12 protein-coding genes and 1 pseudogene are annotated in these 14,012 nt (G+C 57.3%); 4 read left to right on the top strand and 9 right to left on the bottom strand.

What is annotated here, in order from left to right:
• Positions 1-3 precede the first annotated feature (3 nt).
• From Q0650_RS12985 to Q0650_RS12965, 5 genes are all read right to left on the bottom strand, one after another.
• On the bottom strand, positions 4-1,032 hold the full coding sequence (locus tag Q0650_RS12985) for an NAD(P)-dependent oxidoreductase (protein ID WP_298819610.1): 1,029 nt from the start codon (positions 1,030-1,032) through the stop codon (positions 4-6).
• Between the two features lie 96 nt (positions 1,033-1,128).
• The gene (rfbF, locus tag Q0650_RS12980) at positions 1,129-1,902 is read right to left on the bottom strand and encodes a glucose-1-phosphate cytidylyltransferase (protein WP_298819608.1); all 774 of its coding nucleotides are present in this window, start codon (positions 1,900-1,902) and stop codon (positions 1,129-1,131) included.
• Between the two features lie 24 nt (positions 1,903-1,926).
• Positions 1,927-2,877, bottom strand: a complete 951-nt coding sequence (locus tag Q0650_RS12975; protein ID WP_298819606.1) for a UDP-glucuronic acid decarboxylase family protein — start codon at positions 2,875-2,877, stop codon at positions 1,927-1,929.
• Positions 2,878-2,950: 73 nt separating this feature from the next.
• Positions 2,951-3,964, bottom strand: a complete 1,014-nt coding sequence (locus Q0650_RS12970; RefSeq protein WP_298819604.1) for an NAD-dependent epimerase/dehydratase family protein — start codon at positions 3,962-3,964, stop codon at positions 2,951-2,953.
• A complete protein-coding gene (locus Q0650_RS12965) occupies positions 3,961-5,094 on the bottom strand; it encodes a DegT/DnrJ/EryC1/StrS aminotransferase family protein (RefSeq protein ID WP_298819602.1) in 1,134 nt (377 codons plus the stop codon). The genes Q0650_RS12970 and Q0650_RS12965 overlap by 4 nt, the downstream gene beginning before the upstream one ends.
• A gap of 164 nt (positions 5,095-5,258) precedes the next feature.
• Here Q0650_RS12965 and Q0650_RS12960 point away from each other — a divergent pair, with 164 nt between their 5' ends.
• Positions 5,259-5,450 carry a Flp family type IVb pilin gene (locus tag Q0650_RS12960; protein WP_298819601.1) on the top strand — a complete coding sequence of 64 codons (192 nt, stop codon included), beginning with the start codon at positions 5,259-5,261 and terminating at the stop codon, positions 5,448-5,450.
• 101 nt (positions 5,451-5,551) lie between these two features.
• On the opposite strand, the gene Q0650_RS12955 is transcribed toward Q0650_RS12960, so the two are convergent.
• Positions 5,552-6,202, bottom strand: coding sequence for a Crp/Fnr family transcriptional regulator (locus Q0650_RS12955; protein ID WP_298819600.1), 651 nt, complete (start codon positions 6,200-6,202; stop codon positions 5,552-5,554).
• Between the two features lie 74 nt (positions 6,203-6,276).
• Between Q0650_RS12955 and Q0650_RS18855 the strand changes: the two are divergent.
• A pseudogene (locus Q0650_RS18855) lies at positions 6,277-7,047 on the top strand (alpha/beta fold hydrolase).
• 41 nt (positions 7,048-7,088) lie between these two features.
• On the opposite strand, the gene Q0650_RS12940 reads toward Q0650_RS18855, so the two are convergent.
• The 3 genes from Q0650_RS12940 to Q0650_RS12930 all read right to left on the bottom strand — a co-directional run bounded on the left by Q0650_RS12940 (position 7,089) and on the right by Q0650_RS12930 (position 12,356).
• Positions 7,089-8,390: a sorbosone dehydrogenase family protein gene (locus tag Q0650_RS12940; protein WP_298819597.1), complete on the bottom strand. Its 1,302-nt coding sequence runs from the start codon at positions 8,388-8,390 to the stop codon at positions 7,089-7,091.
• A 117-nt stretch (positions 8,391-8,507) separates the two neighbouring features.
• Positions 8,508-11,318, bottom strand: a complete 2,811-nt coding sequence (locus Q0650_RS12935; RefSeq protein WP_298819596.1) for a helicase C-terminal domain-containing protein — start codon at positions 11,316-11,318, stop codon at positions 8,508-8,510.
• Between the two features lie 177 nt (positions 11,319-11,495).
• The gene (locus Q0650_RS12930) at positions 11,496-12,356 is read right to left on the bottom strand and encodes an alpha/beta fold hydrolase (RefSeq protein ID WP_298819595.1); all 861 of its coding nucleotides are present in this window, start codon (positions 12,354-12,356) and stop codon (positions 11,496-11,498) included.
• Between the two features lie 482 nt (positions 12,357-12,838).
• Here Q0650_RS12930 and Q0650_RS12925 point away from each other — a divergent pair, with 482 nt between their 5' ends.
• Both Q0650_RS12925 and Q0650_RS12920 read left to right on the top strand, forming a co-directional pair.
• Positions 12,839-13,429 carry a PH domain-containing protein gene (locus Q0650_RS12925; RefSeq protein ID WP_298819594.1) on the top strand — a complete coding sequence of 197 codons (591 nt, stop codon included), beginning with the start codon at positions 12,839-12,841 and terminating at the stop codon, positions 13,427-13,429.
• Positions 13,419-13,988, top strand: coding sequence for a hypothetical protein (locus Q0650_RS12920; protein WP_298819593.1), 570 nt, complete (start codon positions 13,419-13,421; stop codon positions 13,986-13,988). The genes Q0650_RS12925 and Q0650_RS12920 overlap by 11 nt, the downstream gene beginning before the upstream one ends.
• The last annotated feature ends 24 nt before the right edge of the window (positions 13,989-14,012 follow it).

Here is a 14,012-nt window from a genome sequence, read left to right as displayed (position 1 = left end):
TGTCTAACTCCTCCAGAATAGCTCGGCGTCAAGCTGATTGGTCGCGATCAGATGGCGCAACATCTTAAGGCGGGTATAGGGTGGCGCCTCGAAGATTTCGCGCGTCATGCCGATCCGTTCAAACACAGCGCGTAGTTGCCGAGCGCCGGCAACAGCGTCATACCGGCAGGCAAAACCGGGCAGACGAGTGGCAATTTTGGTGAAGTCAACCCGGTAGCTCCGATTATCGCCATCGTTGCGACCGAAGGTCAACTCGCACCCGGGAAAGACCTCGGCGACAATCTCAGCAATCTCGCGCACACGGTAATTGTACCGGCTATCGCCGACGTTGAAAACCTGGTTGTGGATGGCATCGCGTGGCGCTTCCAATGCGCACGCTACAGCTTGCGCAATATCGAGAATATGCACCAGCGGTCGCCAGGGCGTGCCATCGCTGGTCATCGCAATCTTCCCGGTTGTCCATGCCAACCCGGCCAGATTGTTTAAGACCACATCGAACCGCTGTCGCGGCGATGGCCCGAAGGCAGTTGCGTTACGCAGAAAGACCGGTGAGAAGTCATCATCGGCCATCTGAGCCAGATCGCGTTCGACGAGCACCTTGCATTCAGCATAGGCAGTCTGCGGGTTAACAGCCGACTCTTCGGTTTTGATTTCACCTTCAACACCGATCCCGTAAACCGAGCACGACGACATATAGACGAAACGGGTGACACCGGCAGCTTTGGCAGCCTGAGCCAGCCGCACGCTGCCTTGATGGTTGATCTGGAAGGTCAGATCACGGTTGAGTTGACCGAGCGGATCATTCGACAGCTCAGCCATATGAACGATAGCGTCAAAGCCGACCAGGTCTTCCGCAGTTAACCGACGAATATCTTGCACTATCAACTGCGGTTGGCGCTGACCGCTGTGATAGAGCCAGCCGCTCTCGTAGTAGCCGGTATCGACTCCTACCACCTCATGGCCGCGTTCCATCAGGTAGGGAGCAGTGACGATGCCGATGTAACCGCCGCTACCGGTGAGGAGAACTTTCATGCCTGGACTCCTGTGCAGTATATCTGAATGAGATCATTTGACATCAAGCAGGTCACGAGCTGCATTTCCGCCGGCCTGCTCCGGTCGCTTCGGCGCTTACCAGATCTTCCACGGGGCATTACCGCTCTGCCACAAGCCTTCAAGATAGTTCTTGTCGCGCAGAGTATCCATCGGATGCCAGAAACCGTGGTGGCGATAAGCGGCTAATTGACCGCTCCGGGCCAACTGTTCGAGCGGTTCACGCTCCCACACAGTCTCATCACCGGCAATGAGATCGAACGCTGCCGGTTCAACGACGAAGAAACCACCATTGATGTAGGCGCCATCACCGCTCGGTTTCTCTTTGAAGCTATCGATTAAGGTCTGATCTTCACCCAGCGTAAAGGCGCCAAAACGACCTGGCGGCTGAACGGCGGTCAGGGTGACAGTGACGCCTTGTTCGCGATGATAGGCGATCAGCGCGCCAATATCGACATCGCTGACGCCGTCGCCATAGGTGAGGCAAAATGTCTCGTTACCGATATATGGTTGGATGCGCTTGATCCGACCTCCCGTCATCGTGGCTTCGCCGGTATCGACCAGCGTCACCTGCCACGGTTCGATCTGAGTTTGATGGACGGTCATCTGGTTAGCGCGCATATCAAAGGTCACATCGGCATGATGCAGGTAGTAGTTGGCAAAATACTCCTTAATCATATGGCCTTTGTAGCCGCAGCAAATGATGAACTCGTTGATGCCGTGAGCCGAATAGATCTTCATGATGTGCCAGAGGATCGGCTTACCGCCTATCTCGACCATCGGTTTAGGGCGGATTGCGCTCTCTTCGCTAATCCGAGTGCCGTAGCCGCCAGCCAGGATGACCGCTTTCATACTCAGATCATGCCTCCCGTGAAATTAGAGTTCGCCACGTCGTTGCAACTCTTGCCGAAACCAGGGAATGGTCTGTTCCAGCCCTTCGCGCAGGGTAACTTTTGGCTCCCAATTGAGAATGCGGCGCGCCTTGCTGATGTCAGGCTGGCGCACCTGTGGATCGTCTTTCGTGCGGAGATCGCGGTAGACAACGCCGGCTTTATTGCCAGTTATTTCGTTGACGATCTGGGCAAACTCGGCAATCGTGAACTCGCCTGGATTGCCGATATTGACCGGCTCAACTTCATCGCTGAAGAGCAGACGGTAGACGCCCTCTACGAGATCAGAGACGTATTGGAACGATCGAGTCTGGCTACCGTCACCGTAAATTGTCAGCGGTTCACCACGCAGAGCTTGCGAGATGAAATTCGGTACGACTCGCCCATCGCGCAGACGCATGCGCGGGCCGTAGGTATTGAAAATGCGCACAATCCGCGTCTCGACGCCGTGGTAGGTATGGTACGCCATCGTCATCGCCTCGGCGAACCGCTTGGCTTCATCGTATACACCACGCGGCCCGACCGGATTGACGTGACCATAGTAGCTTTCCGGCTGCGGATGCACCTGCGGATCGCCGTAGACTTCCGAGGTTGAGGCGAGCAAGAAGCGCGCTCCTTTTGCCCGCGCCAGGCCGAGCGCCTTGTGAGTGCCCAGCGCGCCGACTTTGAGCGTTTGAATCGGTAGTTCGAGATAGTCAATTGGCGATGCCGGCGAAGCAAAGTGCAACACGGCGTCAATCGGGCCATCGATATAGATATAGTTCGTCACATCGTGATGAATGAACAGGAAGCGGGGGTGACCGGCCAGGTGTGCGATGTTATCGGTGCTGCCTGTGATCAGGTTATCCATCGCGATCACCGTGTGTCCCTCGGCTAGAAAACGGTCGCACAGATGGGAACCGAGAAACCCTGCTCCGCCGGTAATTAGCACGCGCATAACTGATTTCTCCTTTCAGCTTGCATAGTAGTCGGTATTTGTGAAGGTCTGATGAATCTCTGACTGAGATTTTTTAAACTGTCTCAGCCGCACTCTCCCAGTAATGCTTATGGTGTTGACGGTAGAAGGCAATGGTAAGCGCCAAACCGGTACGCAGATCGATGCGCGGTTGCCAGCCTAGCAGGCTGCGGATCCGACGATCATCGGCGTAGTAATCGCCAATATCGATCGGCTTGCGGTCGGCAGGGTAAGGAATGATCTCAAAACTGCCTCCACCGGCGACTTCGACGGTAAGCGCGGCCAGATCGCGCAGGCTGATCACTTCCAGCCCGCCCAGATTAAAAATTTGTCCTGCGGCAGCCGGATGGACGGCGGCCAACAACATCGCTTCCACACAATCGTCAATGTAGGTAAAATCGCGCACTTGGGTGCCATCGCCCCAGACCTGGATCGGTTTGCCTTCAATGACCTGTCGGATCCAGATACCGAGAAAGGTCTGGCGCGCATCCTTCACGCGCATGCGCGGGCCGTAGGTATTGGTCAAGCGCAAGGCGCAGGATCGAATGCCGTAGACGTTGTTGTAGAGGATGTGATACCACTCGCCAGCCATCTTGTTGATACCGTTCACATCAACCGGATGCAACAGATGCCGTTCGTCAACCGGCAGATAGTCAGGTTTGCCGTAAATCTGGCGAGTGGAAGCGTAAACAATCGTAATCCGAGGGTTGTTCTTGCGGCAAGCCTCGAGAATAGAGAGTTGCGCCCGGCAATTGATATCCAGATCGATATACGGATTGCGCATCGAGTCGAGATGACTGGTCTGACCGGCTAGATTGAACAGGAAATCCTGCCCTTGCACCAGATAGTTCATCGAGTATTCATCACGCACATCGGCGATGTTGACACGCACTCGTTCCTCAATCCCGGCGATATTGTAGAGATTGCCACCGTATTCGGGAATCAGTGAGTCGATTAATGTCACCTGTGCGCCAAGTTCGACCAGGCGACGAGCCAGGTTTGAGCCGATAAAACCCAGCCCGCCAGTAATCAGCACGCGCGCGCCCGCAAAGGTTTGCCCGTTGATCATACCAATCCCATTCGTATGGTTTTAGCGACAAGCGCCACCTCATCGGCGCTCAATTCAGGGTACATCGGCAACGAGAGGATTCGTCCGGCCAACTCTTCGGTCACCGGCAGACTGCCCGCCCGATAGCCGAGATTGGCGTAGGCTGGCTGGAGATGGGTTGGGACGGGGTAGTGAATATCGCACCCGATACCGTGGGCAAGCAGGTGTTCGCGCAGGCGGTCGCGCGTCGCCCGATCGGGCAGCGTGATCACGTAGAGATGGTAGACGTGACCGGGTTCGTCGGCGGGCAAACCGAGCGGCAGATCGGTCAGCGCAGCGGCATACCAGCCGGCTCGCTCGCGTCGCGCAGCATTGGCAGCGGCGAGGCGAGTTAATTTCACCCGCAAGAGCGCAGCCTGTAACTCATCAAGTCGTGAGTTGCGCCCGCCGCTTTCGGTAGTGTAATACTTCCGCTCCCAGCCGTACATCCGCAAGCGGCGCAGACGTTCGGCCATAAAAGCGTCGTTAGTCACGACTGCCCCCCCATCGCCGAGCGCACCCAGGTTCTTGCTCGGGTAGAAACTGAACGCTGCCAGGTGCCCCCACTGACCGGCCATGCGTGGTTGACCGGCATTATCCAGACACCAGGCGCCGTGGGCCTGCGCCGCATCCTCGATGACGATGAGGCCGTGTTGTTCAGCTATCGCCATAATTGCCGGCATCGCAGCCAGCCGACCAAACAGATGCACCGGAATGACCGCTCTGGTGCGTGGCGTAATCGCGGCAGCCAGCGCCGCTGGATCTATATTCTGCGTCACCGGATCGACATCGACCAGCACCGGCTGTGCCCCGGCCTGCAAAATAGCCGCCACGTCGTACATACAGGCGTTGGCGACCGTAATCACTTCGTCACCAGATTCGATGCCGGCGGCAACCAGCGCCAGATAGAGCGCTTCAGCGCCGCTGGCAACGCCGATACAGTGATCAACGCCGCAGAGCGCAGCAAATTCGCGCTCGAAGGCGCTAACCTCCGTGCCCAGAATGTACCAGCCACTCTCGATCACCCGGCTGGCTGCGGCGAGCAATTCGGCTTGCAACGCTTGATGGCTCCGTTGCAAGTCACCAAACGGCACTCGCCATTGTATGTTCATACTGGCCTCCTTGAAATGAGCGAATACGCCAATACACGAGTCACGCCCGGCAGAGCGCAATCGTGTCTAGCGGTACTATAGCGTAATAGTACCTGATCCGTGTTGCGCGCCGCCAGGGTATACGATACAGTAGAACCATCAATACCAATCAGAAAGGAGGTGAAATGCTGATGATGGCAATCCAATTAGCAATCTTGCTGATAACGGGAAGACAATACCGCGAGCGCGGACAAGGCCTGGCCGAATATGGATTGATCATTACTCTTATCGCACTAGTTTGTGTTGCAGCTATTAGCGCAGTTGGTGGCTCTCTGTCTGATATGTTCAATACGGTCAGGGCAATCTTCCCGAACTAGGATCCGGGTTCATTTCACCGTCCAAACGCAAAGATGTAAAGACTTAAGCGAGCAAGCCTGAAACCTGCATTCTCAGCTTTACATCTTTGCGTTTGCCTCAACTATTCTTCAGCCACTTGCGCCAGCCGCGCCCGATCAAGCACGATGACTCGTCCTCGCTCCAGTTTCACCAGCCCTTCTTCCGCCATGCGGCGCAAAGCGCGCCCGGCAATTTCACGCACGGTACCGGTGCGCTCGGCCAGTTCTTGCTGCGTAACCTCGGCGGCGCCTTCGGCAGCTTCGGCCAGCAATAACCGCGCCAATCGCGCTCGCACCGAACGAAAGGCCAGATCTTCAACCAGCGTGACCAGTTCGCGCAATTGACCGGCCAGATCCGAGAGCGCCGCCAACGCCAGATCGGGATGATTACGAATGAGTGCCAGTAAGTCTTCGCGGGCCAGTAACAGACAGGTGACGTGACTCATCGCGCGCGCCGTTGCCGGGCTTAGCCCACCATCAAAGATCGGTACCGCATTGAAATATTCACCGGCCCTAACCATTGCCAATACCTGTTCACGGCCATCTGGCGCAGTGCGTGCCAGCCGGACACGCCCGCGCGTCACAAAAAAGATTGCCTGCGCCGGCTCATCTTCGCGTATGATATGCTGACCAGGTCGATAGTGACATATCTTCACGCGCCGGGCAGTTTCGGACAGTGTTGCCTCATCGAGGCTGGCAAACAACGGGAAGGCGCGCAGATCGGCGATGGTCATCGAGTCTCTCACAATGGTAAAAAACTTTATTAGCGCCTGAAGCGGGTGCTTCGATCACCATTATAGATACTTTTATGCTTCACAAAGTCACTCTATCTGATCGAGCAACGCTTGCCTACCTCGATACCGGTAACGGTCTGCCAGTCTTGCTGATCCACGGCTTTACCGACACAGCGCGCAGCTATATGGAGTTACTGATTGATGAACTGCGCCACGATCATCGCGTGATCGCGCCTGATCTATGCGGTGGCGTCAGCCGGCCACCCAATCGCGCCTTCCCTCTCGATTTTTACCGGCGAGATGCCGCCGATATGGCCAAACTGCTCGCCACCATTCAGCCGGGGCCGGTCGTCGCAATCGGATTTAGTGATGGCGCCGAGAGCGCGCTGGTGCTGGCAGCGCGTTATCCCAACCTCTTGCGCGGAGTCGTGGCCTGGGGAGTATCTGGCGTGATCAGTTAGTTAATGGTGGAGACGGCGCGCGCCTGGCTGCCGGTGTCAGCCTGGAACAAAGGACGCGCCGCCTGGCGGCAAGAGATTATCGACTGGCACGGAGCAGAACAACTTGAACCGATGATCGCAGGTTGGGTGCAGGCAGCGCAGGCGATTGCCGCCGCCGATGGCGACATCTGCCCTGGCCTGGCGCCGCAGATCCGATGTCCGACGCTATTGATCAACGGCGATGGCGAACAAAACCTCCCGGAAGATGTGCAACGGCTGGCAGCCACCATCCCCAACTGTCGCCTCGAGTTTGTCGCCCGCAGCGGTCACAGCATCCAAAACGATCAACCGGAGGTCTTGATCCGGTTGATCCGTCAGTTTTTAGCCGGTTTATCGCCGTCGTGAACTAAATCGGTATCCTCTCAGAATTCGTTTCTCCGGTTCCTTTATGGTTGCGCTACCAGCCGATACACACCGCCAGCCCGATCCAGCAGGTAGATGTCACCCTCTTCATCCACACCGAACGAGGTGGTCTGAATGCTTAAACGCGCGACCAGCGTATTGCGCCATTCGTTGCCGTCAGACCACAGTGCCCAGAGATTGCCGGTGCAGAAGTCGGCGTAGAAATAGACCCCGATCAGCGCCGGCTGGCGCGTGCCCCGGTAGACCTCACCACCCGTAACCGAACAACCGCCACCGGCGCTATTGTGATTGTAGACCGCTACCGGCAACACCAGACCATCCGGTTTACAATCAGCCGGTCGGTAACATTGCGCGCCTTCCATAATTCGCCAGCCATAGTTGAGACCGGGCGCGTCAACCGGCGCAACATTCACCTCTTCCCAGGCATTTTGCCCCACGTCGGCAATGAAGAGCCTGCCGGTAACCGGATCAAAAGCAAAACGCCATGGGTTGCGCAGGCCATAAGCCCAGATCTCCGGCAACGCATCGGTCTGGCCGTTGAAAGGATTGTCCGACGGAATCGCATACGGCTGACCGCGATCAACATCGATCCGCAGCAATTTACCCAACAGCGTATCGAGCCGTTGCCCGGCATCGAGCGGATCGCCAGCGCCACCGCCATCACCGGTGCCAATGTAGAGATAACCATCAGGTCCAAACAGCAACAGACCTCCATTGTGATTGGCAGCCGGTTGCTCGATCCGCAACAGTTCACGCGCGCTACCCGGATCAGCTCGATCAGGATCGGCGCTGACCCGATATTCGGCAACGACCGTGTCGCCGCCGGTATCGGTGTAGTTAACGAAGAACCGACCATTGACGGCAAATTGTGGATGAAACGCGATACTCAACAGCCCCTGCTCGTTCCCGCGTGACCCAACCCGATCGCGCAGATCGAGAAACGGAGTTTCCAGACGCTGCCCATCACGCAAAATCCACACTCGACCGGCCTGCTCGACCACGAACAGGCGGCCACTCCCGTCACCGGCATGGGTAATATGCGTGGGACGAGTAAAACCGGTGGCGATTCGTTCGAGCGCATAGGTAAGCGCAGCCGGATCAACATCAGCCACCGGTGCAGTCGGCGAGGGCAGGGGTGCCAGTGTCGTAGCAGTGACAACCGGTGTCGCTACCGGTATCACGGTTGGCACTGCGGTCGGCGGCGCTGCAGTCGGGGTCACGATTGGAGCGGTAGCCGGTAAAGGCGGCGCATCAACGGGATTGCTGGCAACAGAGGCACAGGCAGTTAAGCCGAGCAAACAGACTCCGATGATCAAGCGTAGCATGCGACTCCTGTCTAGCGTGGGGAACTGATCACTTCATATGTGATTCTTACCACACCTTGGCGTCGCTCTGCCACATTCAGGCATCGCTTCGAGCCGGCCAGATAGCCAGTGATCGGCCTAGCCGCTGCCATTCTTTGCCTGCAAAAACCGCGTCACCAGTCCTGGTAAATTGGCCAGCGGCCCGGTGCGCACTCGCGTCGGCGGCAGCGAGTCGAGGAACCGCTGACCATACTTCTTGGTCAGCAACCGCCGGTCGAGCACCACCACGATCCCGCGATCTTCGCGTGAACGGATCAGGCGACCAAAACCTTGCTTGAAGCGCAGAATACTCTGCGGCACGCTGTATTCGTTGAACGGGTCAGCAAACAACTCGCTACGCGCCGCCACAATTGGGTCACTCGGCACGGCAAACGGCAGCTTGGTGATGACCAGCACTGACAGCGCATCACCAACCACATCCACCCCTTCCCAAAAGCTGTTGGTGCCGAGCAAGACCGAGCGGGGAAACTCTTTCAACCGATCAACTAACGCGCGTCGCGAGCCATCAATTCCCTGCGCCATCACGCCAATCCCGCGATCTTCGAGCTGATCTTGAATGGCGGCATATGTCTGGCGCAGCGCATTTGCTGCTGTAAACAGCGCCAGCATCCTGCCGCCCGATGCCAGCGCCAGATCGACAATTGCCTGTTCGATCATCTGCTGATACCCGCGCTGGTTAGGTTCGGGAATATCGTTGGGAATGTATACCAGCGCCTGCTGGGCATAATCGAACGGCGAATCAAGCAGCAGTTCGCCGCATTCGTCTAGCCCGATTCGACTTTTAACAAAACTAAACTCGCCGGCGATACTGAGCGTCGCCGAAGCAAGAACGCTGGTCTGTTTCTGGGCAAAGAGCTGACTCTGCAAAATCTCAGCCACACTCAACGGCGCGGCAGTAAGGGTCAGGGTATCGCGCTGACGGTCATAGCTCAGCCAGCAAATACTATCATCGTCGCCAAAGATCACGTGGCCGCCACGCACCCGCGCATCGGTTGCAAACCGGCGTAGCACTTCCACCCTCAACAACACATCGTCAAGATCACCGCTCGCCTCGTTCAGCTCACGCGCGTGATCTTCGATAACCGCCAGTTCATGACCAAGTGCAGCCAGCATATCGCTCAAATTTTGCCAGGCTTGCTCGATCGGCTGCCATTCCGGTCGCTGGCGCACACCTTTAGTCAGACGAATTCGGGGATCGTACTGGCCCGACTCGGCATCAAGCTGCGCAAAGCGCGTCAGCAGATTAAAGCATTCATAGACCGCAGTGCGCGCCCGGATCAAGGTTGGTCGCATGCGTTCAATCGCGCCGGTAATGCGCTCACCGGCAGCTCCACCCCCACCCAACTCGGTCAGCACTGCCGGCAATTCACTCAGCAGACCGCTCACCACCTGCGCGCCGCCGGTTTGAAAGAGGTCATCGAGAAACTTGAGCATCCCGGCCTGATCGAGATTGAAACTGAGCTGATCGGTCGCGACATCCTCAAGGTTATGCGCCTCATCGATAATGAGATGATCGTAAGGCGGCAAGACTTGCGACGCCGCAGCCAGATCGGCAATCAGCAGCGCGTGGTTAACCACGACGAGATGAGCCGATTCGGCTGCGCGGCGAGCGCGGAAGAAGTAGCATTCACGGAAATGCGGGCAACGCGCCCCGATGCACGTCTCGACCGAGACACTGACCTTATTCCAGGCCGCCTGTTCACGCTCAACCAGCGGTAATTCAGCGCGGTCACCGCTGGCGGTAGTAGGTAGCCAGAGCTGAATCTTGAGCAGCGCGCGCACCTCTTCCGCAGTGAGGCTCTCGCTGCGGCGTAGCTCGTGGTAGCGCTTAAGACAAAGGTAATTACTGCGCCCTTTGAGCAAAGCCGCGCGAAAACCCGGCAAACCGGCAGCAGCGAAAATGCGCTGTAAATCGGGAATATCCTTGTGGTAAAGCTGATCTTGTAGATTGATGGTATTTGTCGAAACGACCACCCGCTCACCGCGCTGGATCGCAAAGATAGTAGCTGGGGCCAGATATGCCATGCTCTTGCCGGTACCGGTGCCGGCTTCAACGATCAGTGGTTTGCTTTGGTTGAAAGCGGCAGCGACAGCGCGGGCCATCTCAACCTGCGGCGGGCGCGGTTCGTAGCCGGGAAAAGCGCGGGCAAACGGCCCATCGGGACTGAAGAACTGCGCGATCGTATCGAGATCGAGTGGGCGGGAATCACCGGTCGGACGCAGCGGCGACGGCTCAGGAGCCAGGGCATCATTCGTTTCGGCGGGAGCGGCAATCGGTTCCAGGAAGGCATTGCGCGCCTTCTGACGCAGCGCCTCTTCAAACAGATCGCGCAACGGCAAACCGATCTTACCCATCAACCGCACCATCTCACCCAGTGTCGCCAGATCGAGGTGCAGCATGCGTTCAGTCAACGCCATGAAGAGGCGCGCCGTCGCTTCAGCATCGTGCAGCGCGCGATGCGCGTCAGGATGGGGAATACCGAGACGAGCCGTCAGCGCCGAAAGTTTATAACTTGCGACCTGCGGCAACAACAGGGTCGCCAGCTCGAAGGTGTCATACACCGGCTGGTTGAAATGCATCCCCTGCGCCCGCAGCATCGCCAGATCGAAACCAATTGAATGACCGACAATTGGGCGGTTGCCAATAAACCGGGCCAGGTCAGCGCCAATCTCGTTGAAGGAAGGAGCTTGCGCCAGCGCCGCCGGATCGATCCCGGTCAGACGGGTTATCTTGAGCGGCACCGATTGGCGCGGACGCACCAGCCGCTCAAAACGGTCGAGAATCTCATTGCCGCGAAAAGTGACCGCCGCAACTTCGATGATCTCATCGAGGCCGCTCTGCAAGCCGGTAGTTTCAACATCAATCGCAACGTAGATACGGTTATTCATGCGCAGATCACCCGTGTGCCGGTATTGGCGAGCGCCGACCGATTTCTCATCATTGTAGCATGAGGCCGACGCGCTGCTGCGTCATTACGGCGGCCAAACGGTATCGCCTGCGCCACGAAACCTTTAAGTCGTCTACCACCTCGCCACCTTCGTCCCGGCGCATGTGAAGCCGGGTCATCATGACCGCAAAAACGGTGTCACCTGCGCAACAAATGCTTCCGGTTGTTCATCTTGCACCAGCAAGCTGGCCCGATTGATTGTTACCACCTTCGTCTCAGGGCGCGCGCGAACAAAATTACTGGCCAGACGCAGCGGGCTGATTGTCGATTCACTGCCCCACACCAGTAAAACAGGTATCGTCAGAGCCGCGAAAGGAGCGGCAATGTCGCAGTTGAGCAATCCGCTGAGAAAGCAGATCGGCGCGTAATAAGCGCCTGGCCGACGACAGGTGTAATAGAAACCATCAATTCGTTCGCGCGTAACATTGGCCGGATCGGCATATGACTGCTGGGTTAGAAACCAGCGAATACTGGCGCGCGAGGTCAGCAACCGGTAGATGAGTTGACCGAAAGGGCTGCGCAACATCTGATAGACGGTGTAAGCCGCCAGACCGGGGCCGCGATCGAGCTGACCGATTCCGGTCGGACAGACCAACACCAGGCGTCTTACCAGCTCTGGCCGGCGCGCCACAGCCATCACTGCGTAGGCGGCGCCGAGTGAGCTGGCAATCAGCGCGATTGGTTCGCCAATCCGCTCAATGGCAGCAACGATCAGATCGACATAGATCGCGGCTCGATAACGCCACGGTGGCCGACTCGAGTTGCCATAACCGACCAGATCGATGGCATGCACCGCAAAATGCTGGCTAAGCCGCTGAAATGGCTCACGCATCTCGAACACTGACGCAGCAGCATTGATGCTATGGATCAAGAGGACGGGTTGACCGGCGCCGGAGTGGTAGGTAGCAATCTGTTGATCGCGCCAACAGAACCAGGTCGGTGATACCGGCAAGAGCGGCAGCGGTGTCGCGCTCATCATAGGGAGTTCCTGTTCATTAATACGCGCATAAACCCGGCTGTAACAGAGTGAGTTCTAGCGCTATTATGCGATTGAATCAAATGAAATGCAATGATATGTTTTATATGCAAAGACTGAAACGCCGCGTGAGACGCGGTATAATAAATTTCGTGAGCGTTGCGATAGACAACAGCTTCACGCATGAAAAACATCCACACGGTGGGGAATTGAGCGCGCAAGTAGCAGGGTGCTATTTGCCTGACTGAGAAGACAGCCGACGCTACTAAACCCGTAACACTGACAGGCATGTAGGTACACGACCGGTCTTCACCCCAATACCAGAGCACTCAAACCGCCGTTCAGGCCGAGAAAACTGCCGGCGCTGATACATCTGCAACACCGGCTGTCACAAGCGCGACCGGTTTTAGCTCCTGATGCTGGAATACTGCAACCGCCGTCCGGGTAAAGTGATCTGTTCGATGACTCAGTGAAGGAAAGCCAGTATGTCTTTGCCGTCTTCACCCATCCGCTTTGCCGCGGCTCCACTCGATGAGTACGCCGGCAAAGTAACATACGGTCTCGCGTATGTAGGTGGCCTGTTAGTGCTGCCCCAATTCTTCGCCTACCTTGCCAACCTGCGCTGGAGCGGCTTGCAGGTACCGTTAGGGCTGGCGGCGGCGTTAGCCTTGTTCTTGTTGTTGAGCTACGCCTTTCAGCCTAAGGCGTATCGGATTGATCCCGATCGGCTGGTGATCGAACGGCGCTGGGCGCCGGCAATCCGCATCCCGTTTGAGCAGATCAGTGGTGTCTCAACAGCGACTGCGCTGGCCGATATGCCACGCTTTGGATTGCGGTTTGCATTCAATGCCGGCGTCTTCGGCTACCAGGGCCCATTTCGACTCGACCCGTATGGCCGGGTTACCCTCTTCGCTACCAATCGCCAGCGTCTGGTCGCCATTGCCCGCTACGACGCACCGGTCGTGATCATCAGTCCTGATCGGCCTCGCGATTTCATTGCGGCGCTCAACGAACAGCGGCTGGCTTCGGCGACACGGCAAATGCACGAGTCAATGGAGGTTAGCAATGCGCTTTAACGCTCTCAATCAACTCTCCCTACGCTGCCGTTACGAGCAATTTATCCCTGGCGCGTTGCACGCCGACGGACGACGATACCTGCCACAAATTGTTGTCACGCCACTCGCCGCCGGACCAAACACGGCCCCGTCCACCCGACTCTGGCTGGTTGATCGCCACCATCGCGCCGACCCGACAATGGCCGGACAGAACGTTATCGTTCGCCTGCTTTGCGCGCTGAGCGTCATTCAGCTACAGACTTCTCCTTTTCGAGCCGGTTTCGCGCCACCGCCAAATGTTGCCCCAGAAACCCCTCTCAGTGAACCCATCGTTTATGGGCGTGTCGCCGATGTGTTGACCTGGGAAGTGCAGCGCGAGCATCTTCCTTTTGAAACACTCTACACCGAGCTGGTTATCAGCCTGAGCGACGAGGCAACGATTGGTCTGCGCACCACCCTGAGCGCCCCGCGCATTGCCGATCTGATCGGTTGTGAGCGCCTGATGACAGGTCATTGGATCGAGGCGCGGCGGTCACGGATCGATATTTTGATGATGGAAGCTGACACGGTGACCGCTTAAACGGTAGGATAGATACTTCTCTCA

It is taken from the genome of uncultured Chloroflexus sp., assembly GCF_937129525.1.
Taxonomy (GTDB): Bacteria; Chloroflexota; Chloroflexia; order Chloroflexales; family Chloroflexaceae; genus Chloroflexus.
This window is presented reverse-complemented; position numbering and strand designations above follow the sequence as displayed.

Bases quoted from the DNA above. Each gene is read 5' to 3' on its own strand.
- Q0650_RS12985 (WP_298819610.1), bottom strand. From the start codon at position 1,032: ATGAAAGTTCTCCTCACCGGTAGCGGCGGTTACATCGGCATCGTCACT.
- rfbF (WP_298819608.1), bottom strand. From the start codon at position 1,902: ATGAAAGCGGTCATCCTGGCTGGCGGCTACGGCACTCGGATTAGCGAA.
- Q0650_RS12975 (WP_298819606.1), bottom strand. From the start codon at position 2,877: ATGCGCGTGCTAATTACCGGCGGAGCAGGGTTTCTCGGTTCCCATCTG.
- Q0650_RS12970 (WP_298819604.1), bottom strand. From the start codon at position 3,964: ATGATCAACGGGCAAACCTTTGCGGGCGCGCGCGTGCTGATTACTGGC.
- Q0650_RS12965 (WP_298819602.1), bottom strand. From the start codon at position 5,094: ATGAACATACAATGGCGAGTGCCGTTTGGTGACTTGCAACGGAGCCAT.
- Q0650_RS12960 (WP_298819601.1), top strand. From the start codon at position 5,259: ATGCTGATGATGGCAATCCAATTAGCAATCTTGCTGATAACGGGAAGA.
- Q0650_RS12955 (WP_298819600.1), bottom strand. From the start codon at position 6,202: ATGACCATCGCCGATCTGCGCGCCTTCCCGTTGTTTGCCAGCCTCGAT.
- Q0650_RS12940 (WP_298819597.1), bottom strand. From the start codon at position 8,390: ATGCTACGCTTGATCATCGGAGTCTGTTTGCTCGGCTTAACTGCCTGT.
- Q0650_RS12935 (WP_298819596.1), bottom strand. From the start codon at position 11,318: ATGAATAACCGTATCTACGTTGCGATTGATGTTGAAACTACCGGCTTG.
- Q0650_RS12930 (WP_298819595.1), bottom strand. From the start codon at position 12,356: ATGATGAGCGCGACACCGCTGCCGCTCTTGCCGGTATCACCGACCTGG.
- Q0650_RS12925 (WP_298819594.1), top strand. From the start codon at position 12,839: ATGTCTTTGCCGTCTTCACCCATCCGCTTTGCCGCGGCTCCACTCGAT.
- Q0650_RS12920 (WP_298819593.1), top strand. From the start codon at position 13,419: ATGCGCTTTAACGCTCTCAATCAACTCTCCCTACGCTGCCGTTACGAG.